At 60.6% G+C, this 23,187-nt stretch carries 28 protein-coding genes and 2 pseudogenes; 15 read left to right on the top strand and 15 right to left on the bottom strand.

The window, feature by feature from the left end; genetic code table 11:
* Positions 1–164: 164 nt before the first annotated feature.
* Entirely contained in the window at positions 165–506 is a 342-nt protein-coding gene (locus tag ACZ9DP_RS19890) for an SMR family transporter (RefSeq protein WP_074069229.1), read from the bottom strand.
* Positions 507–527: 21 nt separating this feature from the next.
* Complete coding sequence (locus tag ACZ9DP_RS19885; RefSeq protein WP_476203352.1) at positions 528–1,091, bottom strand: TetR/AcrR family transcriptional regulator; 564 nt, start codon at positions 1,089–1,091, stop codon at positions 528–530.
* Between the two features lie 151 nt (positions 1,092–1,242).
* On the opposite strand from ACZ9DP_RS19885, the gene ACZ9DP_RS19880 reads away from it, so the two are divergent.
* Both ACZ9DP_RS19880 and ACZ9DP_RS19875 read left to right on the top strand, forming a co-directional pair.
* On the top strand, positions 1,243–1,632 hold the full coding sequence (locus ACZ9DP_RS19880; RefSeq protein WP_476203351.1) for a group II truncated hemoglobin: 390 nt from the start codon (positions 1,243–1,245) through the stop codon (positions 1,630–1,632).
* 7 nt (positions 1,633–1,639) lie between these two features.
* A complete protein-coding gene (locus ACZ9DP_RS19875; RefSeq protein WP_476203350.1) occupies positions 1,640–2,011 on the top strand; it encodes a DUF423 domain-containing protein in 372 nt (123 codons plus the stop codon).
* Between the two features lie 2 nt (positions 2,012–2,013).
* On the opposite strand, the gene ACZ9DP_RS19870 is transcribed toward ACZ9DP_RS19875, so the two are convergent.
* The 6 genes from ACZ9DP_RS19870 to ACZ9DP_RS19845 all read right to left on the bottom strand — a co-directional run bounded on the left by ACZ9DP_RS19870 (position 2,014) and on the right by ACZ9DP_RS19845 (position 5,273).
* Positions 2,014–2,379 carry a bleomycin resistance protein gene (locus tag ACZ9DP_RS19870; RefSeq protein WP_194727728.1) on the bottom strand — a complete coding sequence of 122 codons (366 nt, stop codon included), beginning with the start codon at positions 2,377–2,379 and terminating at the stop codon, positions 2,014–2,016.
* The gene (gene hmuQ, locus ACZ9DP_RS19865) at positions 2,376–2,690 is read right to left on the bottom strand and encodes a heme-degrading protein HmuQ (RefSeq protein WP_476203349.1); all 315 of its coding nucleotides are present in this window, start codon (positions 2,688–2,690) and stop codon (positions 2,376–2,378) included. The genes ACZ9DP_RS19870 and hmuQ overlap by 4 nt, the downstream gene beginning before the upstream one ends.
* Positions 2,691–2,700: 10 nt before the next feature.
* Positions 2,701–2,967, bottom strand: coding sequence for a hypothetical protein (locus ACZ9DP_RS19860; RefSeq protein WP_476203348.1), 267 nt, complete (start codon positions 2,965–2,967; stop codon positions 2,701–2,703).
* Positions 2,964–3,377 (bottom strand): DUF2325 domain-containing protein, encoded by a 414-nt coding sequence (locus ACZ9DP_RS19855; RefSeq protein WP_239597814.1) that lies wholly within the window; start codon positions 3,375–3,377, stop codon positions 2,964–2,966. Before ACZ9DP_RS19855 ends, ACZ9DP_RS19860 begins: the two co-directional genes overlap by 4 nt.
* 109 nt (positions 3,378–3,486) lie before the next feature.
* On the bottom strand, positions 3,487–4,767 hold the full coding sequence (locus ACZ9DP_RS19850) for an energy transducer TonB family protein (protein ID WP_476203347.1): 1,281 nt from the start codon (positions 4,765–4,767) through the stop codon (positions 3,487–3,489).
* 62 nt (positions 4,768–4,829) lie between these two features.
* Complete coding sequence (locus ACZ9DP_RS19845; RefSeq protein WP_476203346.1) at positions 4,830–5,273, bottom strand: hypothetical protein; 444 nt, start codon at positions 5,271–5,273, stop codon at positions 4,830–4,832.
* A 143-nt stretch (positions 5,274–5,416) separates the two neighbouring features.
* Between ACZ9DP_RS19845 and hemP the strand changes: the two genes are divergently transcribed.
* The 7 genes from hemP to ACZ9DP_RS19810 all read left to right on the top strand — a co-directional run bounded on the left by hemP (position 5,417) and on the right by ACZ9DP_RS19810 (position 10,419).
* Positions 5,417–5,593: a hemin uptake protein HemP gene (gene hemP / locus ACZ9DP_RS19840; protein WP_476203345.1), complete on the top strand. Its 177-nt coding sequence runs from the start codon at positions 5,417–5,419 to the stop codon at positions 5,591–5,593.
* Between the two features lie 9 nt (positions 5,594–5,602).
* Positions 5,603–6,655 carry a hemin-degrading factor gene (locus ACZ9DP_RS19835; RefSeq protein ID WP_476203344.1) on the top strand — a complete coding sequence of 351 codons (1,053 nt, stop codon included), beginning with the start codon at positions 5,603–5,605 and terminating at the stop codon, positions 6,653–6,655.
* A gap of 11 nt (positions 6,656–6,666) precedes the next feature.
* Positions 6,667–7,590 carry a heme/hemin ABC transporter substrate-binding protein gene (locus ACZ9DP_RS19830; RefSeq protein WP_476203343.1) on the top strand — a complete coding sequence of 308 codons (924 nt, stop codon included), beginning with the start codon at positions 6,667–6,669 and terminating at the stop codon, positions 7,588–7,590.
* A gap of 1 nt (position 7,591) precedes the next feature.
* On the top strand, positions 7,592–8,707 hold the full coding sequence (locus ACZ9DP_RS19825) for a FecCD family ABC transporter permease (RefSeq protein ID WP_239597807.1): 1,116 nt from the start codon (positions 7,592–7,594) through the stop codon (positions 8,705–8,707).
* Positions 8,708–8,719: 12 nt separating this feature from the next.
* Positions 8,720–9,514, top strand: coding sequence for a heme ABC transporter ATP-binding protein (locus ACZ9DP_RS19820; protein WP_074069242.1), 795 nt, complete (start codon positions 8,720–8,722; stop codon positions 9,512–9,514).
* 146 nt (positions 9,515–9,660) lie between these two features.
* Positions 9,661–10,008, top strand: a complete 348-nt coding sequence (locus ACZ9DP_RS19815) for an ElaB/YgaM/YqjD family protein (RefSeq protein WP_074070363.1) — start codon at positions 9,661–9,663, stop codon at positions 10,006–10,008.
* Between the two features lie 9 nt (positions 10,009–10,017).
* The gene (locus ACZ9DP_RS19810) at positions 10,018–10,419 is read left to right on the top strand and encodes a hypothetical protein (RefSeq protein WP_194727736.1); all 402 of its coding nucleotides are present in this window, start codon (positions 10,018–10,020) and stop codon (positions 10,417–10,419) included.
* Positions 10,420–10,431: 12 nt separating this feature from the next.
* Here the strand turns inward: ACZ9DP_RS19810 and ACZ9DP_RS19805 are convergent, their stop codons facing one another.
* The 4 genes and pseudogenes from ACZ9DP_RS19805 to ACZ9DP_RS19790 all read right to left on the bottom strand — a co-directional run.
* The gene (locus tag ACZ9DP_RS19805) at positions 10,432–10,953 is read right to left on the bottom strand and encodes a cupin domain-containing protein (protein WP_476203342.1); all 522 of its coding nucleotides are present in this window, start codon (positions 10,951–10,953) and stop codon (positions 10,432–10,434) included.
* A gap of 539 nt (positions 10,954–11,492) precedes the next feature.
* Positions 11,493–11,708, bottom strand: a pseudogene (locus ACZ9DP_RS19800) (IS110 family transposase); the annotation flags it as partial.
* 14 nt (positions 11,709–11,722) lie between these two features.
* Positions 11,723–12,666 (bottom strand): IS630 family transposase gene (locus tag ACZ9DP_RS19795; RefSeq protein ID WP_476199126.1). Its coding sequence is split into 2 segments (ribosomal slippage): positions 11,723–12,330 and positions 12,330–12,666, totalling 945 coding nucleotides; the frame shifts between segments, so codons are not numbered across the junction.
* Between the two features lie 78 nt (positions 12,667–12,744).
* A pseudogene (locus tag ACZ9DP_RS19790) lies at positions 12,745–13,701 on the bottom strand (IS110 family RNA-guided transposase); the annotation flags it as partial.
* Between the two features lie 112 nt (positions 13,702–13,813).
* On the opposite strand from ACZ9DP_RS19790, the gene ACZ9DP_RS19785 reads away from it, so the two are divergent.
* Complete coding sequence (locus ACZ9DP_RS19785; RefSeq protein ID WP_476203341.1) at positions 13,814–15,184, top strand: IS1182 family transposase; 1,371 nt, start codon at positions 13,814–13,816, stop codon at positions 15,182–15,184.
* Positions 15,185–15,336: 152 nt separating this feature from the next.
* Here ACZ9DP_RS19785 and ACZ9DP_RS19780 read toward each other — a convergent pair whose 3' ends face one another.
* Together ACZ9DP_RS19780 and ACZ9DP_RS19775 are read right to left on the bottom strand one after the other, a co-directional pair.
* Complete coding sequence (locus tag ACZ9DP_RS19780) at positions 15,337–15,891, bottom strand: RNA polymerase sigma factor (RefSeq protein WP_022717008.1); 555 nt, start codon at positions 15,889–15,891, stop codon at positions 15,337–15,339.
* 10 nt (positions 15,892–15,901) lie between these two features.
* Positions 15,902–16,108, bottom strand: a complete 207-nt coding sequence (locus ACZ9DP_RS19775; protein WP_074069245.1) for a NepR family anti-sigma factor — start codon at positions 16,106–16,108, stop codon at positions 15,902–15,904.
* 269 nt (positions 16,109–16,377) lie between these two features.
* On the opposite strand from ACZ9DP_RS19775, the gene ACZ9DP_RS19770 reads away from it, so the two are divergent.
* The 4 genes from ACZ9DP_RS19770 to preA all read left to right on the top strand — a co-directional run bounded on the left by ACZ9DP_RS19770 (position 16,378) and on the right by preA (position 21,449).
* Complete coding sequence (locus tag ACZ9DP_RS19770) at positions 16,378–17,172, top strand: response regulator (protein ID WP_074069246.1); 795 nt, start codon at positions 16,378–16,380, stop codon at positions 17,170–17,172.
* A 237-nt stretch (positions 17,173–17,409) separates the two neighbouring features.
* Positions 17,410–18,363 (top strand): sensor histidine kinase, encoded by a 954-nt coding sequence (locus ACZ9DP_RS19765; RefSeq protein WP_476205418.1) that lies wholly within the window; start codon positions 17,410–17,412, stop codon positions 18,361–18,363.
* 398 nt (positions 18,364–18,761) lie between these two features.
* Entirely contained in the window at positions 18,762–20,123 is a 1,362-nt protein-coding gene (locus ACZ9DP_RS19760) for an NAD(P)-dependent oxidoreductase (protein ID WP_283068933.1), read from the top strand.
* 12 nt (positions 20,124–20,135) lie between these two features.
* Positions 20,136–21,449: an NAD-dependent dihydropyrimidine dehydrogenase subunit PreA gene (gene preA, locus ACZ9DP_RS19755; RefSeq protein ID WP_074069248.1), complete on the top strand. Its 1,314-nt coding sequence runs from the start codon at positions 20,136–20,138 to the stop codon at positions 21,447–21,449.
* A gap of 181 nt (positions 21,450–21,630) precedes the next feature.
* Here the strand turns inward: preA and ftrA are convergent, their stop codons facing one another.
* Complete coding sequence (gene ftrA / locus ACZ9DP_RS19750; protein WP_476203340.1) at positions 21,631–22,620, bottom strand: transcriptional regulator FtrA; 990 nt, start codon at positions 22,618–22,620, stop codon at positions 21,631–21,633.
* A 69-nt stretch (positions 22,621–22,689) separates the two neighbouring features.
* Between ftrA and ACZ9DP_RS19745 the strand changes: the two genes are divergently transcribed.
* Positions 22,690–23,106 carry a rhodanese-like domain-containing protein gene (locus ACZ9DP_RS19745; RefSeq protein ID WP_476203339.1) on the top strand — a complete coding sequence of 139 codons (417 nt, stop codon included), beginning with the start codon at positions 22,690–22,692 and terminating at the stop codon, positions 23,104–23,106.
* Positions 23,107–23,187: the final 81 nt, after the last annotated feature.

Below are 23,187 nucleotides of genomic sequence, written 5' to 3'. Positions count from 1 at the left end.
TTGGCCGTCCGGTGCGGTTTCGGGCCGCGCTCTTCAACCGGCTCCAGTGCCTTCCTTACCGGCTCATTTGGGGCATCCGCGATGCTCGTCAACGCAGCCGGCACATAGACCTCTTGGCGCTGCTCTTGCAAAGCGAGGCAATGAAAGGAGAAAACCAAGAAAAATCAATGAGAAATGGATTTTGAAAAGAGGTTGACGACCAGAACGCCGGCAATGATCAACCCGAGCCCGAGCACGGCGGGAAGATCGAGGCGCTGCTTGAAACAGACAAACCCGACCACCGAAATCAGCACTATTCCCAAAGCGCTCCAGATCGCATAGGCAATGCCGACCGGGATCACCTTCAAAGTGAGCGACAGGACGTAGAAGGCAGCCGTGTAACAGACGACGAGAAGTACGCTCGGCCAGAAACGCGTGAGCTGCTGCGAGAGCTGCAGCGCGGTCGTGCCGATCACTTCCAGGATGATTGCGGCGAAAAGCAGCGCGTAGACGGCAGCCGGGCTCATGGTTCTGTCCTTCGAAAATAATTAGCGCTTCGTGAGTTCGGTAAGCCGGGCAATCAGCGCGCTGCGTTCGGCAGTACCGATCAAGTTGCTTTCAGTCGCGTCGGCAAGCCAGAGACCGTCCGCAGCAAAGCGCACGATCTGAGCGTCGATCGACGAGTCGGTGCCGACATATTCTTCCGCCCGCTCCCGCACCCATTCCCGCCAACGCTGGCGCAGTCGCGGCTCGGCCAGCATTGCAATCGTCACCTGCGTCCAGTGGCGGGAGTCATCCGTCCTTTTGCTGATGTCGGCGCACACGAAAAGATAGGCGCGCGTGAAGCGCCCTTGCGGCACCGGATCGGCCCGCATCAGGTCACCGAGTTCTTGATCGAAGCGCTCGAGCAGACTGTCGAACAACGCATCCAGCAGCGCGTTCTTGGTCGGGAAATGGTGCAGCAAACCGCCCTTGCTGATGCCGGATGCGCCGGAGACGGCATCGAGCGTCACCGACGCCATGCCCTGCTCCGTCGCAAGGCGTGCGGCGACATCCAGCAATTGCCGGCGCACGAGAACAGGCTGTTTCTTGCGATGATGAGCAGTTGACATGTTCCATAAAAATACCGTCTGGACGGTTTTGTCAATCAGAATCTGCGGGCACGCTCTGCCTCAGGCATCCTGGTCGAAATGCCGCGCATCGCAACCGGTTGCGAATAGCGCAGCAGCAGTGCATTAAGAAGTGCATTTCAGGGGACGGAATTTGACGGAAGAGGTTATCACGCTCTATCAAGCGATCGGCGGCGGCCTCACGGTGCGGGCGCTGGCGCAGCGTTTCTACGAGCTGATGGACACGCTGCCGGAGGCAAGGCGTGTCCGCGCGGTCCATCCGCCGAGTCTCAAAGGTAGCGAGGAGAAATTCTACGAATATCTGACCGGCTACCTCGGCGGCCCGCCGCTCTATACTGACAAACGCGGCCATCCGCGGCTGCGCAGCCGCCATTTCGTCGCCGCGATCGGCCCGATCGAGCGTGACGAGTGGCTGCTCTGCTTCCGCCGCGCAATGGACGAGACGATCGTCAACGAGAAGCTGCGTGAGATCATCTGGCCGCCGATCGAACGGCTGGCGTTTCATATGCAGAACAGGGAGTAAGATCACCATGATCTCGAACACGCGTGCCGCAGCGTTTTTCTTCGTCTTTGCCGGTCTCTTCGGCGCGGCAGGCGTGGCACTTGCCGCCCTCGCGGCCCACGGTGGTGGTGAAGCCGCGCTCGCAGCCTCCGCCTCCGCGATGTGCCTGGCACACGCCCCTGCACTATTAGGTCTCGCAATTGGAATTAAGGAGATCAGAACCGCCCGGCTGGCCGGTTTTCTGATCATCGTTGGCACACTGCTCTTTGCCGGCGATCTCGCTATGCTGCGCCTTGCGGGGATCGGGCTATTTCCCTTTGCCGCCCCGACTGGCGGCTGGGCGATGATGCTCGGCTGGCTGGCGATCGCCGCCGGCGGCTTGATGCGCAACAAACCATAAGCTTAGCGCTGCGGCACCCGGCCGAAGCGCAGCAGGTTCCCGTGCGGATCATGGATGTAGAATTCCTCCATGTTCCAGGGTCGCACTTGCATATCCGTCAGATGCCTGACGCCCTTCGCGCGATATTCCGCATGGAGGGCCGCAATGCCCCCGCCACGCAGGTAGATCGACGTCTTCTCCGGCAGGCTGGCATCGTCGGTGCGCCAGAAATGCAGTTCCATCTCATCGCGCCTGACGATCAGATAGTCAGGCGTATGGTGCACGATCTGCGCAAAGCCGAGTTCGTCACGATAAAAGGCAAGCGTCTCGGCAATATCGAGCGACGGCAGGACCGGAAGAACTTCGATACGGTCCGGATCGCCGCTCATATGCCGTCCACGACGTTGAAACCTTCGAATACCGGCGGCCCCTTGTACATGACCTTATGGTTACCCGCATTGCGGTGCGCCGCGCGGAAGTTTTCGGATTTCGTCCAGTTCTGGAAATCCTCTTCGCTTTGCCAGACCGTGTGCGACGAGAATAGCGTATAGCCCTCCTCCGCATCCGTCTTGCCGCGCAGCAGGCGGAACTCGACGAAGCCGGACACCTGCGCCAGACTGGAGTCTCGGTTGCGCCAGACATTTTCGAAATCCGCCTCGGCGCCGGTTGCGACCTTGAAGCGGTTCATCGCAATATACATCGGGAGCTCCTCACACCTTCGTGCCGTCCGCGCGGGCCTGCGGGAAGGCAACGACATTATTGCCGTTTGCCGCCTCGCGGCCAAGCGCTGCATCGGTCTTTTCTCCCGGCATGCGCGCTTCCCAGACGGGAAACTCCGTCACGTTCGGATAAAACTGCTGGCGCTCGGCATTTTTCACCAAGAGATCGTAGAGCTCAGGCACGAGGCCGTCGCCATTCTGCGCGGCGAGCTTATGCAGGCCGATCATCATGAACCCGTCAGGGCGCTGGTCTTTCATCGGGAATTGTCTCGTTCGTTCATTGTCTGCAGCGCACGCTCGAGGCTCGATTTGCTGCCATTGCGCAGCGGAATGAAGGCCTTGCCGAACTTCTTGCAGCCGGTCTTCACCCGCAGGCAGGCATCGTGGCTGATACAGTCGATCGGGCAGAACACGCAGTCGACGGAGGGAAGAACCGTATCGATCCGCGAGACCGCCTCGCGCAGCCCGCCGTCATGATGGATCAGTTCGGCACCGAAGCTGCTCGCGATCTGGCGAAGATGCGCAACCTGGCAATCGCGGCCGCCGACATAGAGGAAACTGCGGCCATCCAGTTTCGATCCGCCGGAAGATTGCTGCGCCGTGTGCGCAGCCACATCCGCGCTGACGCGGATTTCCCGGTTAGATCCCTTCTTCGCCTTCCGAGCCATTTATCACCCGTTCGCTCGTTGATCGTCACACGATTCTAACGTGTGCGAACGGACCTTATTAAACTTGATTTTTAGAGTAAAGTATAAAGTTGATATTTTTTGTCATATTTTATCGCCGGCCCGAGATCTGCACGTCCTGCGTGAAGGTCCAGCTCGGCTTGCCCCACTCGGAAGGCAGCGGCGGGAAAGGCGAGGCACGGCGCACGCCGGCCACAACCGCCTGATCCAGCTCGGGAATTCCGGAGCTGCGCGCGACGGAAAGAGACACCAGCGAACCGTCGCCGCCGATCGTCAGGCGCACGCGGACACTCGTCGAAGCGCTCATCCGTTTATATTCCGTAGGCACCTTGACTGCGCGGCGAATGCGCGACTGCACCTTGCCGGGATAGTTGGCAACGGCTGCGCTCCCGGCTCCGCCGGAGCTCCCGGCGCTGCGCGAGTTCTGGTCGGAATTTGCCGTCTCGCTTCCGTCGCTGGCCCCTCGCCTGGAATCCTGCTTGTTCTCGCCTTGGGAGCCGGCAATCTTCTTTTCCGTCTTCTTCGGCGGCTGCTTCTTTTCCACCGGCTTCGGCTTTTCAGCCTTCGGCTTGGCTGTCGGCGTCGGTGCCTCTTGCGGCTGCACCGGCTCCGGCAGCGCTTCGGCGGTCTCGACCGGCTCGACAGGCTTCAGTTCCTCCGGTGTCTCCGTGGCCATCGGCTGCACGACCGAGGTCTCAGCAGGAACATTCGACGTCAACACCTCAGGCTCTGCCGCCGTTACTGTCTCGGGAGAAACACGCGTAACCTCCTGCATTGGCGGTACGGCTTCCGCCTGGGTCGGCTGCACCGTTTCCGGTGGAACCTCCGTCGGCTGGACTTCCGTGGGCTGGACAGTCTGCGGCTGCACCGTTTCGGCAACCACTTCTTCCGGCTGCGGCTCGACCTGCAGATCCGGATCGCCGGCAGAGGCCTGGTCGGCTTCGGAATCGCCAAGGATGACGACGCTCACGGCCTCGCCCGCTTCCTCCTCCGGGTCGTGTGGCGTCACGACGAAGCCGATTGCCAGGGCCGTGAAGAGAATGGCGTGAAAGGCAAAGGACGTCAGGCAGGCAGCGGCGACGCGTCGCTTGGTCGGCTTTGGCTCGTTTGCCTGCTTTTCAAGGGCACCATGGTCCATCGGCGGCGCGTCTGCCGCGGCTGTCTTTTGCGTCTGCGGATGTTCGGGGAACGATTCGATCAGCGAGAGGCGCGCATAGTGGATCACGGCTTCTGCGGCGGGCTGGCGCTGCGCATTGCGCAGCTCGGGCATTTCATGACCGGGGTGGATACCCGGCATATTGTCGTTCAAACCGTCAGCATCCTGCTCCACGATGAAATCGCGTCGCAACTTGGATTTCGCTGAAACTGCCATGTGCCCTGCCCCGGCCGGTTTGAAACTGAAGCCCGCCGGAGATCAACTCCGGCGCGAATTGCTCACCCCTCGAAGGGAACGGAAATCTGCGAACGGGTAACGAGACCTTTCATGCATTCGCCCGCTGCCGGGCCGTCGCAGACCGGCGTATCGTTGATGAGAATGCGGGTCATGGCCTCGCACTTCACATTCGGCATGTCGAACTGCCGCACCCGCTTCTTGCCCTGCGGCAGATCGCGGAAGTCGAGCACGGTGATCTTGTCGACGGCGTTCTTGTCGTTGAAGAAGGCAAGCTCGAAAGAGATCTTGTTGACGGGTGCGGCAAGCTTGTTGAGCGCTACGAAGGTCATCATGCAGCCCTTCTGCGAGGGCGTCAGCGCATTCAACTCGACTTCAAGGGCATTCGCGGGGGCGGCCGCGGCGGCATCCTGCGCATAAGCGGGGCAAAAACTTCCGGCCGTCATCAATCCGCCTGCCACAAGTGCCGCAAATCTGCCCGCCGCCATACCGTTCTCCATGTAATTTCTAAAACTTGAGTTGAAAAGTCTTCTATTGCGTCTTTAAAAAATGGTGACTATGAAAGTCAAGATAATTGTATCAAGACCGGAGGAAAACAAGCCCCCGGCACCAGCGGAAATTGCCAACCGAAATGATGGTTGAGAAGCCAGACACCTTTAAGCATGCACCTCACCGGGAGGCAGCCGAAATTCGCACCATCGAAAGCGCGGAAATTTTCCGCGGCGCGAACGAGATCATGATCCGGCATGACGGCGTGGTCTACCGCATGAAAATTACCCGGCAGGGCAAACTCATTCTCAATAAGTAAGGGTGGCAGATGACTGATGAGACCAGACCGGCACCGGCCGAAATTCGCGCGTTCCGCGCCGAAAATACGCAGATGCGCGAGCGCGATATCGCAGCGCGGCTGAACATTTCCGAAGCGGCCCTCGTCGCCGCCGAAGTCGGCATTTCCGCGACCCGCATCGACGCCAGCGCGCTGAAGCTTCTGGAGCGCGTGGCCGAACTCGGCGAAGTCATGGCGCTGTCGCGCAATGAAAGTGCCGTCCACGAAAAGATCGGAGTCTTCGAAAACATCAAAATGGGCATGCAGAGCGCAATCGTGCTCGGCGAAAACATCGACCTTCGCATCTTCCCGAGCCGCTGGGCCCATGGCTTTGCCGTCACGAAGAAGAATGGCGACGAGGAACGCCTCAGCCTGCAGTATTTCGACAAGACGGGTAACGCGGTCCACAAGGTGCATCTGCGTCCGAATTCGAACGTCGAGGCCCACCGCTCGATCGTCGCTGATCTGAAGCTCGACGACCAGTCGCAGGAATTCGTCGAAGCCGAAATCTCCGCTTCAGAGGATGAGAGCGGCGACGTCGGCCGCGACGAGCTGCGCGACAACTGGAGCAAGCTCACGGACACGCATGAATTCTTCGGCATGCTGAAGCGCCTGAAAATCGGCCGCCAGGCCGCACTGCGCACGGTCGGCGACGATTACGCCTGGAAGCTCCGCAACACGGCGACGGCCGAGATGATGCACGCATCCGTCAAAGCCGGTCTGCCGATCATGTGCTTTGTCGCGAACAACGGCATCGTGCAGATCCACTCCGGCCCGATCTTCAACGTTCAGGCGATGGGACCTTGGATCAACATCATGGATCCGACCTTCCACCTGCACCTTCGCCAGGACCACATCGCCGAGACCTGGGCCGTGCGCAAGCCCACCAAGGATGGCCACGTCACTTCGCTGGAAGCCTATGACGCCAAGGGCGAAATGATCATCCAGTTCTTCGGCAAGCGGAAGGAAGGTTTCGACGAGCGTATCGATTGGCGCGAAATCGTCGAAAGCCTGCCGAAGGCCGGAACGAGCATCGCAGCGTAAGGAGCGGAACGATGAAAATACCTTCAAACTTGCGCCGCCGCCTTTGCGAACTGACGCTGACGGCGGCCGTCATGGCACTGCCTTTGCTGCCCGCTGCAACCGCGGAAAATAGCTTCATCCGGGCGGCGCAGGCCGAGGAACCGAAAAAGATCGACACCTCACGCCTCGTCGCCGTCGGCGGCGACGTAACGGAAATCGTCTATGCGCTCGGCGAAGAAAGCCGCCTCATCGCCCGCGATTCCACTAGCACCTATCCCGAAGCGGCCATGAAGCTGCCGGACGTGGGCTATATGCGGGCTCTCTCGCCGGAAGGCATCCTTGCCGTCAACCCGACCGCGATCATCGCTGTCGAAGGATCGGGCCCGCCGGAAGCGCTGACCGTCCTCAAGAACGCCAGCGTGCCGTTCGAGACGGTTCCGAATACCTACGATCGCGAAGGTATCCTGACGAAGATCGACAAGATCGGCACACTGCTTGCGGTGCCCGACAAGGCCAAGGCGCTGGAAACCAAGGTCGGCGCCGATCTGGATGCCGCGATCGCCGATGCCGGCAAGCGGCCGGAAGCGAAGCGTAAGCGCGTGCTTTTCATCCTCAGCACGCAGGGCGGCAAGATCATGGCCTCCGGCACGGACACGGCGGCTGATGGCATCATCAAGCTCGCAGGCGCCATCAATGCCGTCGGCAGCTTCTCCGGCTACAAGCCGGTGACCGATGAGGCGATTGTCGAGGCAAAGCCCGATGTGATCCTGATGATGAACCGCCAGGGCAGTCACGCGGCGGCCAACGACGACCTCTTCAAGCAGCCGGCGCTCGCACTGACCCCCGCGGCCCAGAAGAAGGCCGTCATCCGCATGGATGGCCTGCACCTGCTCGGCTTCGGTCCGCGCACCGCAGGCGCCGTCCGCGAATTGAACGCGGCCATCTACGGGGGCTAAGATGGCTCTGCTGGACGCCATGACGGGACAGAAACGATCACTTTTTTCGATAGCCGCGCTTCGCGAGCACCGCGAGGCAGGCGATCGAGGGCGGCTGGCGCTCCTCGTGATCGGCCTGCTCGTGGTGGGTTCCGTCTTCTCGCTGCTATTTTCGGTGACGACCGGCGCCTCGGATGCCTCGATTGTCGACGTGATTGCAAACGTGGCGGGTTCGGAGGCGGCGCTCAACATGCGCGACCGGATCATCATCTTCGACATCCGGATGCCGCGGGCCATCCTCGGCTTTCTCGTCGGCGGCTCGCTCGCCGTCTCCGGCGCTGTGATGCAGGGACTGTTCCGCAATCCGCTTGCCGATCCCGGCCTCGTCGGCGTGTCGTCCGGAGCGAGCTTCGGCGCCGTCGTGATGATCGTGCTCGGCGGAACGATCGCCATGCCATTCCTTGCGCTGCTCGGCATCTATACCCTGCCGGTTGCAGCTTTCGGCGGTGGCCTTGTTACGACGGTGCTGCTTTACCGGATCGCAACGACCAATGGCCAGACCTCGGTCGCTACGATGCTGCTGGCGGGCATCGCGCTCGGAGCTCTGACGGGTGCGATGACAGGTCTGCTGACCTATATCGCCAACGACCAGCAGCTTCGCGATCTCACTTTCTGGTCCATGGGCTCGCTCGCAGGTGCAACCTGGATGAAGATCGCCGCCGCCGCGCCGATCATTCTGGCATCCTTCGCAGTCCTGCCCTTCATGGCGCGCGGACTGAATGCCATAACACTTGGTGAAGCGGCCGCGTTTCATATGGGCGTCCCGGTTCAGCGGCTAAAGAATATCGCGATCGTAACCGTTGCCGCCGCAACCGGCGCATCGGTTGCCGTCAGCGGTGGCATCGGTTTTGTCGGCATTGTCGTGCCGCATCTGCTGCGCATGATCATCGGCCCCGACCATCGCTATTTGCTGCCAGCCTCCGCTCTCCTCGGCGGCTCGCTCTTGATCTTCGCCGACGTTCTGGCGCGCACCATCGTCGCGCCCGCCGAATTGCCGATCGGCATCATCACGGCTGCAGTCGGCGGACCCTTCTTCCTCTGGATATTGTTGCGGCAGCGCTCGCGGCTTGCGCTCTAAAAGTGAATTTCGATGATCGAACTTTCCGGCATCTCGGTCCGCCTGTCGGGCAAGTCAATCGTGCATGACGTCAGCTTTACGGCGAAGGCCGGCCAGTTGACGGCGATTGCCGGACCGAACGGCTCCGGCAAGACGACCACGATGAAGGCGATCTCCGGCGAGCTTTCCTGCGACGGCTCCGTGCGCATCAACGGCGAAGAGGTCAAGACAATGCAACCCTGGCAGCTGGCCGCCATTCGCGGCGTGCTGCCGCAGGCAAGCGCCATCTCCTTTCCCTTCACAGTGCGCGAGGTCGTGCGCATGGGACTGACGACAGGGCTGAACCTGCACCCCGAACAGGCAGAGCAGATCGCGGCACGGGCGCTCGCCGCCGTCGACCTCGGAGGCTTCGAAGGCCGTTTCTACCAGGAGCTTTCGGGCGGCGAGCAGCAGCGCGTCCAGCTCGCGCGCGTGCTGTGCCAGATCTGCGAGCCGGTCGCGGACGGAAAACCCTGCTGGCTGTTGCTCGATGAGCCGGTCTCCAGCCTCGACATAAGCCATCAGCTGACGATCATGAGCCTTGCGCGGAAATTCTGCGATGCAGGCGGCGGCGTGATCGCGGTCATGCACGATCTCAACCTGACCGCTCTTTTCGCGGACCAGATCGTCCTCATGAAAGCCGGGGGACTAGCCGCTGCCGGCAGCGTCAGCGACGTGCTCACCGACGAGCGCATGCAATCTGTATTCGGATGCCCGCTGCGCATCAATCAGGTTCCGATGGACGCAACACCCTTTGTCCTGGCTCACAGCGCGCTTGCCGGCCGTTAAACCGCCGGAACTTTTGATTGGCCAGCGCGTTGTCGTGTCGATGATTTGGATCAATGCCGGGCGATACGACTTATTGCAATGATCGGTGCTGACCTCGTTTGAAACCGGCCCGCGACTTTGCGCGCGCCCATGCCAAGGAGAGCATCATGGCTTCCATCCTCCCGTCCATTCGCGGCCGGCGCCATGGCAACGGTACGCTTCATGACATCGAATCCACAATCGAGGATCAGATCGAAAGCCTGCGCGACGAAATCGCGACCCTGACGAAGCTGGTTACAAAGAATTCGCGACGGCGCGGCGAAAAGCTCCGCTATCAGGCGGCTGCTGGCTATGACGAACTCCTTGGCCGCAGCGAAGACCTCCTCCACGATCTGCAGGAGAGCTATCTGCGCGGCGCAAATGAAGTTCGCCATACGGTACGCAGGCATCCGATCGCAACGATCGGTGCGGCGGCCGCCTTCGGCCTCGTGCTCGCGCTCCTCGCACGCCGCTAAGGAGGATCGATGCTCTTTCCGATCCTCAGCCTTTTGATAGGAAACAGTTTTCACAGGACCGTTGCGCGAACCAAGCGCAACGGTATTTTCATTGTGCTCGCCGCAATCTTCCTTCTGAGCGCCTATGTGCTTGCGGTCACAGCCGGGACAATCTGGCTCGCGGGCATCTACGGCGCGGTGGGTGCTGCGCTCTTTCTTGCGGCATGCGCCCTGCTGATCGGCATCGTCGTGCTGATCGTCATGAAGATCATGAACGCACAGGAAGCGCGTCGCGCGCAGGAGCGCCGCCTGGCGATCGAGTCGCTGGCAGCCGTCGGCATCAGCCTTGTCCGTTCACAGCCGCTTTTGACGGCTGGCGTGCTTGCCGCGCTCGTTGCAACAAACCTGATGGGCTCCAAACACCGCGACTAGGGATCCTGACCTCTAGCCCGTTTCGCTCGCACTTTTCCGAATGTGGTGCGGAAGTCCATCATGGGGGCCAAGTGGCCGCTTCGGCCAATCGTCCCACCAGTCGTCAATCAGCTCCTTCCTTTCCGGGTTGAGAGGATAGTGAATACGGTTCTCCGGCTTGTGTCTCTCTCCGACCACGAGCAGCCGGACCTCCTCCTCAGTGTTATTGATGAAATTATGGGCTATGCCGGTGCCAGCCGGGAACCCCACGCCGTCGCCAGGTGCGAGCCGATGCAGATGGCCATCGATCCACACGTCGGGATATCCTTCAATAACGAAGACGAATTCCTCCTCCGCGCTTTCGGCATGTGGAAGCGATGTACGCCGGCCGGCCGGCAACCGCTCATGATGAATGCCGAGTTTCGAAAGGCTGAACGCCCGGCCAAAAGGCGCGCCAATGCTCATGCGTTCATCGCGTCCTGAATAATGCGGCTCATCGGGTCGCTCGATATTGCGCCAGTGGGTGATAAATGGTGAACGTTCGTTGCTATCCATGAGTTGCTCCTCGGGTAGCCCATGCCCGCAAGCCACGCTCAAATCCGCAACGAGCACCGGTCATGAAAACAGCTAGTGACCGCGCCTCAATCGTCAAGCATCCTGCGCAGCGGCGCCACCGGCATATTTGCTGCCAAGTTTTCAGGGCTAGTCTTCATCGCTTGCACAACAAAAAGCCGGCGCCTGAGGCAGCCGGCCCAGACTGCTGACAAACCCCTTATATGAGGAAGGTCAAGGGGAACGGGGATGTCAGGGCAACATTTCCACTTCTCCTGGTTGGTCCATTGCGGAATCCATGGTCTGAGCCCGATGGCATGACGCGGCCCGTTTGTCCGAGCCAGATCCACCTTATATACGGTCGCCGTTCGAAACAGCGCGCACCAACATCCCGCTTGCGACGGGGCAAGGGCTCAGGAGGACGAAACCCTTCTGGACAGGCGGCATTTCAAGCCAAGGGTTTGTTCGGTTCGTCCCACCTGGATCCGCCGGGACTGATCAGGTCCCGGAAGATGGCAGAATTCAGTTTGATGGCTAACGCATCAGGCGGTCGTCATGGCCGCTCCCTCGATGACGACGCCGGCATTGATGTATTTCCACATCGCCACAAGCAGCTTGCGAGCAAGCGCCACAATCAGCGTCTTCTTCAGCCGCCCGTTGTTCTGCTTCACCCGCTCCTTGAACCATAGGGTGAGCGCCGATTGCGGTTGATGGCGCACCCACAGCCAGGCAAGCTGAACGAGCGTCGTTCGTAGCCTAGAGCACGTCCATTTTAATCGGGGTCATATCCGGCTGCTGCGAAGTAGTTTGCACATTCCTGCGGCTTGAAGAGCGTGACGATTTTGCCGACGGTATCCCACAAGGCGTCAACGGATCGCTCGGCCTTTGCCCGCAGAAGCGCTTTAAGTTTGGAAAAGGCCATTTCAATCGGGTTGAAGTCGGGACTGTAGGGCGGGAGATAGAGCAGCCTGCCGCCAGCAGCTTCGATGGCCTGGCGGACACCGTCGGCTTTGTGAGCCGGCAGGTTATCCATGATGACGGTATCACCCGAACTGAGCGTCGGCACGAGAACCTGTTCGATGTAGGCCAGGAATGCCGCACCGTTCATCGGGCCGTCGAGGACCATCGGTGCCGTCATGCCGGAAAGCCTGAGCGCGCCTGTAAAGGTCGTGGTTTTCCAGTGTCCGTGGGGAACGGCCGACCGACAGCGTTGTCCGCATAGAGATCGCCCGCGCAGTCGCGCCATCTTCGTGGAAAGACCGGTTTCATCGATAAAAACCAGCTTGGCGGGATCGAGATCGGGCTGGCCATCAAACCAGTCCTGACGCCGGCTCAAAAGGTCGTCTCGCTCCTGCTCCAATGCATGTGCGGTCTTTTTTTAAAGGTCCAGCCCCGCTTGCGAAGCCACACATCAAGAGCACTACGGCCGATCGATACAGATTTATCCGTGCTCAAGCGCAGAACCATCTCGTTGAGCGTGATGTCCTTCTCCACATCGATCAGGCCGATGATAAATGCCTCATGCGCATCCAGCCTGGAGCCAGAACGTCGGCCTTGTTTGCCTGCGGTCAGTTGACCCTGTCGCGCATTGGCGATCCAGGCAATGGCCGTCGAAATCCCAATCCCAAACCGCGCCGCTGCCGAGCGTGCAGACATCCCGTCTGCAGAAGCCGCCAGAACACGGCTGCGAAGATCATCGCTTAATGCACGTGACATCCCTATCTCCCTGATTCGAAGACAGGGAATCACGGCAAACAGCGACTGTCATCTCAATTCCGATTCCGCGTTCAGCGGACGCGCTCTAGGATTGCCGGATTTCGACACGCCCTGCTCGTGATCAATCGCCCCACTCTTCCACGGTGTTGCGACCAGGCCCGCATAGGCAGCCAATTGTCGCCGGTTGTCGAAGTGGCGGGACAGGCCTTCCGACCACAGCACGGCGGCAAACTCTGGTCCGATACCTTTCAGAGCGAGTAGCATGGTCGGCGCCGATGAAGCACCCTGCTGGGCCGCCAGCATGGCGTCGCGCTCAGCCTCGATCGCCTTGATCTGTTCGATCAGCAGTTCCAGCCGGTCGAGGATGCGGCCAATCTGCCGCTTCAGATGGACAGGCAGCGGACGCCCGTCGCCGGTCCTCAGTTCCTCAAGGCACTTGCGCCGGTCTCGACGCAGTGGTTCGTAGCCGGACACGCCCTGGGCAAACAGCAGGCCCTTGACGCGATTGACGTGCCTTACGCGCTCGTTGGTCAAGACCTTGCGCTCTCGCGCAAGGCGGCGGCGGTCCTCTTCCTCGGGTGTCGGTACCCTGAGCATGGCGCAGACGCGCGGCTCGCCCCGCTTATAGGCGAGCAGCGCGCGCACCAGCGCTTCGCCATCGATCTTGTCGGTCTTGGCCCGCCGCCGCCGGCGCGAGGTCGCAATCGAGGCGGGATCGACGACGTGGCTCTCGATCCCCTCCGCCTCCAGCACGCGGTGGATCCAGAAGCCGTCGAGCCCAGCTTCCTGGATGACGATGATCGGAAAGCATCGTCCCGTCCGCGCCTGGGCCTTCCTGTTGAGTTCGGCAAACCGTTCCAGCAGGGCGGCGATGTCGCCGGCCTCCACCCAGTACTTGGACATCTTCTCGCCGCCACCCGGCGACAGCGAGGTGACCAGCCATTTCGAGCGGGAGAGTTCCATCGAGACGAAAATTGCGCGAAGATCGGTGTGGATAGCGGTCGGCGTTTCGGGGTGGTGTGCTGCAACCGGCATGCTGGCCTCCAGTGTGAGATGTTTTAGCGAGCCTCACTTTGCCACAGCGCGGACCGCTATCCACCTCCTCATAGGATCTGGCCTGGCTGGGGGTTTTGTGATTCAGTGGGACATGTTGAAGAAACCTGTCCCTTCCCAGACGGCTCTCGAGATGGTGACACTCGACAGCCTGGTGCCGAAGGATCACCTGCTTCGCAAGATTGATGCGGTGATCGACTTCTCCTTCATCCATGATCGTGTTGCCGGGCTTTATTGCGCCGACAATGGCCGACCGCCGCTCGATCCGACCTTGATGTTCAAGGCGCTGTTCATCGGTTACCTGTTCGGCATCCGGTCTGAGCGTCAGCTGGTGCGCGAGATCGAGGTCAACGTCGCCTATCGCTGGTTTCTGCAGATGAAACTGACGGATGGGGTGTTTGACGCCTCGACGCTGTCGCAGAACCGGCGGCGTCGTTTCAACGACACGCGCGTCGCCCAGGACATCTTTGATCATATCGTCGAGCAGGCGATCGCCCACAAGCTGATCGACGGCACGGTGCTCTATACGGATTCGACGCATTTGAAGGCGAATGCCAACAAGGGCAAATACGATCTTCAGATGATCGAGAAGTCGCGCGCCGATTATTGGGCCGATCTTGACCGGGCGATCGAGGCCGAGCGGGCGCTTCACGACCAGAAGCCGCTGAAGCAAAAGGACCGCGAGCCGGAAGTGAAGGAAACCAAAGTCTCCCGCACCGACCCTGACAGCGGCTACATGGTGCGCGACGGCAAGCCGAAGGGCTTCTTCTATCTCGATCACCGCACGGTGGACGGTAAGCTTGCCATCATCACCGATACCCATGTGACGCCTGCCAATGTGCACGACAGTATCGTCTATCTCGACCGACTGGACCGGCAGCGTGAGCGGTTCGGCTTCGAGGTCGGCGCGGTTGGCCTGGATGCAGGCTATGCGACGTCCGGCATCGCCAAGGGTCTCGAAGACCGCGCCATCCTCGGGGTCACCGGCTACCGCAATCCGACCCCGCCCAAGCCCGGCATGATGCGCAAGTCGAAGTTCGTCTACGAGCCTCAGATAGACGGCTATCGCTGCCCCGAAGGCCAACTGCTCGCCTATGTCACCACCGACCGCAACGGCTACAGACATTACGCATCCGATCCCGCCATCTGCCGCACCTGCCCGCTGCTGGCTTCCTGCACCAATAACGCCGCGGCGACACGCACCATCACCCGCCATGTCTGGGCCGATGCCCGCGAGCGTACCGACGCCCACCGCCTGACTCCTTGGGGCAAGGCAATCTATAAGCGCCGCAAAGAGACGGTCGAACGCTCGTTCGCCGACGCAAAGCAGCTTCACGGGCACCGCTATGCCCGCTTCCGAAGTCTCACCCGAGTGGCATGCCAATGCCTGTTGGCTGCAGCCGCCCAAAACATCAAGAAGATCGCAATGGCCCTCACAAAAGGCCCGAAACCGGCCATGGCGTGAGCCAACACGCCCCTCTTTCCCTCAGCCAAGCCTCTGCAGCCCAAAAAATCCAATCCGCAAAAACAAAACCCGCCGAAAATATCGACGGGTTTGTCAGCGGTCTGAGCCGGCGCCTGAGGCAGCCGGCCTTTTCCTCCCATTCAACGCGTGGATCAGAAGGCGAAGGCCTTCGACGTCAGCGGCGCGGACGTCGAATCCGGGCCGAAATCCGCTTCGCCGGAAATCTGCAGCAGTTCCTGGAGCCGCTGGCGCGCACGATTGACGCGGCTCTTGATGGTGCCGACGGCGCATCCGCAGATCTCCGCGGCTTCTTCGTAGGAGAAGCCTGATGCGCCGACGAGAATGATCGCCTCGCGCTGATCCGGCGGCAGTTGGTCAAGCGCCTTCTTGAAATCCTGCAGGTCGAGCGCGCCGTATTGCGCCGGATGCATCGCCATGGATTCGGTGAAAAGGCCGTCGCTGTCCTGGATCTCGCGGCCGCTCTTACGCATCTGGCTATAGAGTTCGTTGCGCAGGATTGTGAAAAGCCAGGCCTTCATGTTGGTGCCCATCTCGAAGTGATCCTGCTTTGCCCAGGCCTTCATGATGGTGTCCTGCACCAAGTCGTCGGCGCGATCGTGCCGGCCGATCAGCGAAATCGCGAATGCACGCAGACTCGGCAAAGCCGCCAGCAGTTCGCGTTTGAAGCTTGGTTTAGCCTTATCCATCAGCTCGCCCTTACTCGGCCAGTTTGGCCGAAGCCATCATCTCAGCCTGGTCCAGCTTCTCGAGCAGATCAAGAAAACGATCGGGGATCGCCTCGTCCTGTGCCGCCGCATAAAGGGACCGCAGTTTGACGCCGATCTGGTTGTTTGGATCGAGGATATCGCTCGCGCGCATTTCCAGCCGCCGCTGATTCTGTTCTTCGTTCTGCTGCTTTTTCATAAACTCGTCGCTTCTCGCCGTTGTCTTTGTCTGAATGGACGATACGTTTGCGCTGCGGCGTGATATGCCAACAGCACCCTCCGCCGCTCGAGGCGGTTGGTGCTCAGATACTTGCCGTTTATCGAGGCTCAAAATCGCGGTACGCCCTTCATTCGTCGCCACCATAATGCAAGGCTGTGAAAAAAGTTCCGCATATACTGGAACTTTTTTAATAGCGCGACGTTTCCACTGCATTAGAGCCAGTTATGGCCTACGGACGGGAGTTTTTAATGACACTTTCTACTCGAATTGCGCCGCATCTTCCTTATTTGCGTCGCTATTCCCGCGCGCTTACCGGCACCCAGACTTCGGGTGATGCTTACGTTGCCGCAGTTTTGGAAGCGATCATCGCCGATATATCCATTTTCCCGGATACCGAGAACGACCGCGTCGCACTCTACAAACTGTTCACGAAACTGTTTGGTTCCACTGCCATCCAGATTCCCGAGCCGGCGTCGCCTTATGCCTGGGAGCAGCGTGCGACCGTAAACCTCAGCAAGGTCTCGCCGCTTGCCCGCCAGGCCTTCATCCTCGCGTCGGTCGAGAATTTCCGCGTCGGCGAAATCGCCGACATACTCGAGACCGACGACCAGGAAGTGATGAGCCTGCTCGACAAGGCCTCGCAGGAGATCTCGCGCCAGGTGGCAACCGATATCATGATCATCGAAGACGAACCGCTGATCGCGATGGATATCGAGCAGATGGTCGAAAGCCTCGGCCACAAGGTGACCGGAATCGCCCGCACGCATTCCGAGGCCGTGGCTCTTTACAACAAGACCAAGCCGAACATGGTCCTTGCGGATATCCAGCTTGCAGACGGCAGTTCCGGCATCGACGCCGTGAACGACATCCTGAAGACATCAAGCGTGCCCGTGATTTTCATCACCGCTTTTCCAGAGCGCCTTTTGACAGGTGAGCGGCCGGAACCGACGTTCCTGGTCACCAAGCCCTTCAATCCAGACATGGTCAAGGCTTTGATCAGCCAGGCGCTATTCTTCAATGAATCCACCAAGGTTGCGGCATGAAGCTGAACCGTCAAAGCGACGGAACAAAGCCAATAGCGAGGCGTTCCCAGCTAGCTGGGCCGCTCCGGCAACAGCTTTAACGGTTTCTCCAACGCTTGGTCATAATATGACCAGCGGGGTTCCTGAAATGGCAACCTCTTTCCAGCTGCGCAAGAAGGACGAAGGAAAGGCGGCCTGGTGAATACGACAGAACCATTAACCGGCAAGCCTTTCGCGCTGGAGGGCAAGTCCGCGATGATGGAGCGGGCGCTGAGCAGCGCCGGAATTTCGATTCTCTTCCAGGATTCCACGCTGACACTTTCCTACGCCGAAAATCTTCCCCGCCATTTCGCCGAACTGTTTTTCGCCGGCGGCAGCGACAACGACCTCTTCGGCAAGGCGCAAGGCGATTATCTGAGGACACTCAAGTTCAAGGTGCTCGAAACCGGGACGGCGACGAATGCCGAGATCGATATGGACGTCGATGGCGAGGTCCGGACCTACGAACTCAAAGTACAGCGCATCAATAACGGCGGCTCGCTCGGCATTCTTTCGGTCATCTCCGAAGTCACCGAGATGCGACACCGTGAAAAAGTGCTGAAATCGCTGCTGCGCGAACTGTCGCACCGCTCGAAGAACCTGCTCGCGATCATTCAGGGCATCGCGACGCAAACGGCCCGCAATACGCTGTCGCTCGACAGCTTCCTTGCAAAGTTCCGCGGTCGCCTTCAATCGCTTTCCAACTCGCAGGATCTGATTACGGATTCGAGCTGGCGCGGCGCCTATCTCTTCGACCTTGCGGAAAAGCAGTTCGCACCCTATTGGCCGGAAACGGCAGGCTCCATGCCGATCTTCGGCATCAATGCGCATATGACGCCGAATGCCGCCGTACATCTCGGATTGGCGCTTCATGAGCTGATCGTCAATTCGGCCTCCTATGGCGCAATTGCCGGCGGCGCGTCTTCGATCACCCTGAACTGCAAGGAAGCGAAGCACAACGGCAAGAAGGCGATCGAGATCGCCTGGGTGGAAATCCTTCCGAACCGGACAGAGATTCACGAGTTCAGTGAAAACAGCTTCGGCAAGACCGTGCTGGAACGCGTCGTTCCCTCGTCCATGAGCGGCAAGGCGGAGCTCCGGCTCGTTCCTGGCCGTATCGAATATTACCTGCAGATCCCCGAGACGGAATTCGAAATCCTCAAGCGCCCCTGAGTTTCGCCGTTGCTGGCCCAGAACAAAAAACAGCCAGTGCGAGGGCGGCGCACTGGCTGTTTTCACTCATCGGGAGGGGACCGTGAGTAATCCGGATGATGGGTTGGGGGCGCGCATGTTGGGTCGATGCGATCATCATCCGGATGCCGCAATAACGACCGCGTTGACCTTTGGTTCCGCCGGATCCGAAAAAAATTGAATTTTTATGAATCTTTTTTGCAACGTGGCGAATGGCTGCCTTCGTGAATGATGGGCACAGGTGCTCCACGGCGCGACTTAAAATAACAAAAACAAATACTTATGCGAATATACGTTTCAAAATTTTACCGTTTGATAAATTTTTTATCCTGAGTTACGCTTTCCCTCACTAGCCGTTTACCAATAATGAGGGAACTTCAATGGAACGACTGGAAACTGGGATTCATTCCGGCCGGCTCTCGACCGCCGAGTATGAAACTAATTTTTCCGATCTGCATCCGCGCCTCGACAAGCATGAGGCGCTGGTGGCCGCCGACCGCTGCTATTTTTGCTATGATGCGCCGTGCATGACGGCCTGTCCCACCTCCATCGACATCCCGCTCTTCATCCGTCAGATTGCAACCGGCAACCCGATCGGTTCGGCCAAGACGATCTTCGACCAGAACATCCTGGGCGGCATGTGCGCCCGCGTCTGTCCCACCGAAGAGCTCTGCGAACAGGCCTGCGTGCGCAATACCGCAGAGGAGAAGCCCGTGGAGATCGGCCGCCTTCAGCGTTACGCGACTGATACGGCCATTCAGGCAGGCAGGCAGTTTTATGAACGCGCCGCCTCGACCGGTAAGAAGATCGCCGTTGTCGGCGCCGGCCCGGCCGGCCTTGCCGCCGCTCACCGCCTTGCGGTGAAAGGCCACGACGTCGCCATCTACGACAGCAAGTCGAAATCCGGCGGCCTGAATGAATATGGTATCGCCACTTATAAAGCGGTCGACGACTTTGCCCAGAAGGAAGTGGATTACGTGCTTTCGATCGGCGGTATCGAAGTCCGCCACGGCCAGCAGCTTGGCCGTGATTTCTCGCTTGCCGATCTGCAGTCTCAGTACGACGCCGTCTTCCTCGGCATCGGCCTTGCCGGTGTCAATGCGTTGCGCGTCGATGGTGAGAACCTGCCGGGTGTCGATGACGCGGTCGATTTCATCGCCGGTCTCCGTCAAGCCACGAACAAGGCGGACGTTGCCGTCGGCCGCCGCGTCGTCGTTCTCGGCGGCGGCATGACCGCCATCGATGCGGCCGTTCAGGCCAAACTGCTTGGCGCCGAAGAAGTGACGATTTGCTACCGCCGGGGCAAGGAGCACATGAACGCCTCGGAGTTCGAGCAGGACCTCGCGACGTCCAAGGGCGTCATCATCCGCCACTGGCTGGCGCCGAAGTCAATCCTGTCGCAGGACGGCAAGGTCGCCGCGATCGAGGTGGAATATACCAAGCTCGCCAACGGCCGTCTCGTCACGACCGGCGAAACCGGCGTCATCGCCGCCGATCAGATTTTCAAGGCGATCGGCCAGACCTTTGAAGCATCCGGTCTCGGTTCGCTGCGCATGGAATCCGGCCGGATCGCCATCGACGGCGAAGGCCGCACCTCGCTCGACGGCGTCTGGGCGGGTGGCGACTGCGTCTTCGGCGGCGATGACCTGACCGTATCTGCCGTCGCGCAAGGCCGCGATGCTGCCGAATCCATCAACCGTACGCTTGCTGCCGGTGCGCAGCCAGCCGTCGCCGTCGCGTGAGGAGAATGAACAATGGCTGATCTCCGCAACAATTTCGTCGGCATCAAGTCGCCCAACCCGTTCTGGCTCGCCTCCGCGCCGCCGACCGACAAGGCCTATAACGTCGAGCGCGCCTTCAAAGCGGGCTGGGGCGGCGTCGTCTGGAAGACGCTCGGCGAGGAAGGCCCGCCCGTCGTCAACGTCAACGGCCCGCGCTACGGCGCGATCTGGGGCGCTGACCGCCGCCTTTTGGGTCTCAACAATATCGAGCTCATTACCGACCGCGACCTTTACACCAACCTGCGCGAAATGAAGCAGGTGAAGATGAATTGGCCGGACCGCGCCCTGATCGCCTCGATCATGGTTCCCTGCGAGGAAGACGCCTGGAAGGCGATCCTGCCGCTCGTGGAGGAAACCGGCGCCGACGGCATCGAACTCAATTTCGGCTGTCCTCACGGAATGTCCGAGCGCGGCATGGGCTCGGCGGTCGGGCAGGTGCCGGAATATATCGAGATGGTCGTGCGCTGGTGCAAGCAGTACACGCGCATGCCGGTCATCACCAAGCTGACGCCGAACATCACCGACATCCGCAAGCCGGCACGCGCCGCCAAGGCCGGCGGTACGGACGCCGTCTCGCTGATCAACACGATCAACTCGATCACCGCAGTCAATCTCGACACGTTTTCTCCTGAACCGTCGATCGATGGCCGCGGCAGCCATGGCGGCTATTGCGGCCCGGCGGTGAAGCCGATTGCGCTCAACATGGTGGCCGAGATCGCCCGCGATCCGGAAACCTACGGCCTGCCGATCTCCGGTATCGGCGGCGTGACCACCTGGCGCGATGCTGCCGAGTTCCTGGCGCTCGGCGCCGGCAACGTGCAGGTCTGCACCGCGGCCATGACCTACGGCTTCAAGATCGTGCAGGAGATGATCACCGGGCTCTCCGACTGGATGGACGCCAAGGGCCACAGGTCGCTCGACGATATCACCGGCCGCGCCGTTCCGAACGTCTCCGACTGGCAGTATCTGAACCTCAACTATGTCGCCAAGGCGAAGATCGACCAAGACGCCTGCATCAAATGTGGCCGCTGTCACATCGCCTGCGAGGACACCTCGCATCAGGCGATCACGCAGTTCGTCAACGGCATGCGCCATTTCGAGGTGATGGAAGACGAATGCGTCGGCTGCAATCTTTGCGTCAACGTCTGCCCGGTCGAAAACTGCATCACCCTGGAAGCCCTGCCCGCCGGCGCGCTTGACAAGCGCACGGGCCGTCCCGTCGACCCGAACTACGCCAACTGGACGACCCACCCGAACAATCCGATGGCAAGACAGGCGGCAGAGTAGAAGGCGGTCGCGACCTCGCAAGACTGCGGCGATGCCCTCATCTGGCTGCCGCCACCTTCTCCCCGCAGGCGGGGAGAAGGAAGTAAGCCGCACCGTTTGGGCATTCGACCTTGAGGATGGTACGTACCCTCTCCCCGCATACGAGGGTGAGGGTGAGGGGCAGCAACATGGCGCCCCGCAACTAAACCCCGAACGACTTCCTGTAGGCACTCGGGCTTGTCCCGAGCCGCTTGCGGAAATGATGCCGCATCGTCGCCAGTGTGCCGAAGCCGCTGGCGGCGGCGATATCGTCAAGCGATGCGGCGAGTTCCTTTTCCAGGAGATTGCGGGCGTGGCGAAGCCGCTCTTTGAGCAGCCATTCGCCCACGCTGAGGCCCGTCGTCGTTTCGAAGCGGCGCTGGAAGGTGCGCAGGCTCATGCCCGCCTTTTGCGCCAGCAGGCTGATCGACTGCTCCTCGTCCAGCCGCTCCCGCATCCATTGGAGCAGCGGCCCGAGCCGTATTCCCTCCCGCTCTTCGAGCACGGGCGCGCTGATGAATTGCGCCTGCCCGCCTTCGCGATGCGGCGGAAGCACCAGACGGCGCGCCACACTGTTTGCGGCTTCTGCGCCAAAATCACCGCGCACGACGTGCAGGCAGAGATCAATGCCGGCCGCACTGCCCGCGGCCGTCAGGATACTGCCCTCGTCCATGTAGAGAACGTTCGCATCGAAGGCGATCTGCGGATAGCGCGCTGCGAGCGACGCGACATAGCGCCAATGCGTCGTCGCACGCCGGCCGCTCAAAAGACCGGAAGCGGCAAGCACGGCAACGCCGGAGCAGAGCGACATGATACGGGCACCGCGCTCATGAGCCTGACGCAGCGCATCGATCAACGGCTCCGGCACCGGCGCATCGATCGACCGCCAACCCGGCACGACGATGAGATCGGCTTCGGCCAGAACCTCCAGGCCCCGATCGACCGAAACGCTCAATCCGCCCGCAGCACGGAGCGGCCCCGGTTCGACGCCGCAGACCGAATAACGATACCAGCCCTCGCCCATTTCCGGACGTGGAAGACCGAAGACTTCGTAAGCAATACCGAATTCGAAAGTGCATAGCCCGTCATAGGCAAGCACGACGACATGCGGACGTCTGGGCGAATTTGGCATGATCTTTACGCTAACCGTCATTAAAGCCAATTTCGCCATGCCATAACATCGGCGATGGTCGGCGGCAACTCGAACCGTGAAAGGAAAACCATGCCGAGCCCCGTCAGCGAAACACCCGCCGCCTCCCCGGAGGAAACCGCCGCCTACTACGCCCGCAAGCTCGCCTTCGAAACGGACTGCTGGGACGTCCAGGCCTCCATTTCCTCGGGCAAGGCTGACTTCGTCCTTATCGACGTTCGATCCCCGGCGCTCTTTTCCCGCTCGCATGTGCCGGGCGCGATCAACCTGCCGCATGGCAAGATGACCGCCCACCGCATGTCGGAGTGGCCGGCCGATACGCTCTTCGTCGTCTATTGCGCCGGGCCCCATTGCAACGGCACCGACAAGGCGGCGCTGCGCCTGGCGCGGCTCGGCCTCTCCGTCAAGGTCATGATCGGTGGCATGACCGGCTGGGCTGACGAGGGCTTCGCCTTTACGGACGGTGAAGCCCCAATGGCCGCGCAGTGACGGACCTCGTTTAACGCTATTGCGGATGCGTATTTCGCAAAATGGAGCTATGGTTCTTTGCGTTTGGGCAGCAATCGGCCG

This window comes from Rhizobium sp. USDA 4016 (assembly GCF_056279705.1).
This window is presented reverse-complemented; position numbering and strand designations above follow the sequence as displayed.

Coding starts and splice junctions, on each gene's coding strand:
- ACZ9DP_RS19890 (WP_074069229.1), bottom strand. CDS start 506: ATGAGCCCGGCTGCCGTCTACGCGCTGCTTTTCGCCGCAATCATCCTG.
- ACZ9DP_RS19885 (WP_476203352.1), bottom strand. CDS start 1,091: ATGTCAACTGCTCATCATCGCAAGAAACAGCCTGTTCTCGTGCGCCGG.
- ACZ9DP_RS19875 (WP_476203350.1), top strand. CDS start 1,640: ATGATCTCGAACACGCGTGCCGCAGCGTTTTTCTTCGTCTTTGCCGGT.
- ACZ9DP_RS19870 (WP_194727728.1), bottom strand. CDS start 2,379: ATGAGCGGCGATCCGGACCGTATCGAAGTTCTTCCGGTCCTGCCGTCG.
- hmuQ (WP_476203349.1), bottom strand. CDS start 2,690: ATGTATATTGCGATGAACCGCTTCAAGGTCGCAACCGGCGCCGAGGCG.
- ACZ9DP_RS19860 (WP_476203348.1), bottom strand. CDS start 2,967: ATGAAAGACCAGCGCCCTGACGGGTTCATGATGATCGGCCTGCATAAG.
- ACZ9DP_RS19855 (WP_239597814.1), bottom strand. CDS start 3,377: ATGGCTCGGAAGGCGAAGAAGGGATCTAACCGGGAAATCCGCGTCAGC.
- ACZ9DP_RS19850 (WP_476203347.1), bottom strand. CDS start 4,767: ATGGCAGTTTCAGCGAAATCCAAGTTGCGACGCGATTTCATCGTGGAG.
- ACZ9DP_RS19845 (WP_476203346.1), bottom strand. CDS start 5,273: ATGGCGGCGGGCAGATTTGCGGCACTTGTGGCAGGCGGATTGATGACG.
- hemP (WP_476203345.1), top strand. CDS start 5,417: ATGATGGTTGAGAAGCCAGACACCTTTAAGCATGCACCTCACCGGGAG.
- ACZ9DP_RS19835 (WP_476203344.1), top strand. CDS start 5,603: ATGACTGATGAGACCAGACCGGCACCGGCCGAAATTCGCGCGTTCCGC.
- ACZ9DP_RS19830 (WP_476203343.1), top strand. CDS start 6,667: ATGAAAATACCTTCAAACTTGCGCCGCCGCCTTTGCGAACTGACGCTG.
- ACZ9DP_RS19825 (WP_239597807.1), top strand. CDS start 7,592: ATGGCTCTGCTGGACGCCATGACGGGACAGAAACGATCACTTTTTTCG.
- ACZ9DP_RS19820 (WP_074069242.1), top strand. CDS start 8,720: ATGATCGAACTTTCCGGCATCTCGGTCCGCCTGTCGGGCAAGTCAATC.
- ACZ9DP_RS19815 (WP_074070363.1), top strand. CDS start 9,661: ATGGCTTCCATCCTCCCGTCCATTCGCGGCCGGCGCCATGGCAACGGT.
- ACZ9DP_RS19810 (WP_194727736.1), top strand. CDS start 10,018: ATGCTCTTTCCGATCCTCAGCCTTTTGATAGGAAACAGTTTTCACAGG.
- ACZ9DP_RS19805 (WP_476203342.1), bottom strand. CDS start 10,953: ATGGATAGCAACGAACGTTCACCATTTATCACCCACTGGCGCAATATC.
- ACZ9DP_RS19785 (WP_476203341.1), top strand. CDS start 13,814: ATGTTGAAGAAACCTGTCCCTTCCCAGACGGCTCTCGAGATGGTGACA.
- ACZ9DP_RS19780 (WP_022717008.1), bottom strand. CDS start 15,891: ATGGATAAGGCTAAACCAAGCTTCAAACGCGAACTGCTGGCGGCTTTG.
- ACZ9DP_RS19775 (WP_074069245.1), bottom strand. CDS start 16,108: ATGAAAAAGCAGCAGAACGAAGAACAGAATCAGCGGCGGCTGGAAATG.
- ACZ9DP_RS19770 (WP_074069246.1), top strand. CDS start 16,378: ATGACACTTTCTACTCGAATTGCGCCGCATCTTCCTTATTTGCGTCGC.
- ACZ9DP_RS19765 (WP_476205418.1), top strand. CDS start 17,410: ATGGAGCGGGCGCTGAGCAGCGCCGGAATTTCGATTCTCTTCCAGGAT.
- ACZ9DP_RS19760 (WP_283068933.1), top strand. CDS start 18,762: ATGGAACGACTGGAAACTGGGATTCATTCCGGCCGGCTCTCGACCGCC.
- preA (WP_074069248.1), top strand. CDS start 20,136: ATGGCTGATCTCCGCAACAATTTCGTCGGCATCAAGTCGCCCAACCCG.
- ftrA (WP_476203340.1), bottom strand. CDS start 22,620: ATGACGGTTAGCGTAAAGATCATGCCAAATTCGCCCAGACGTCCGCAT.
- ACZ9DP_RS19745 (WP_476203339.1), top strand. CDS start 22,690: ATGCCGAGCCCCGTCAGCGAAACACCCGCCGCCTCCCCGGAGGAAACC.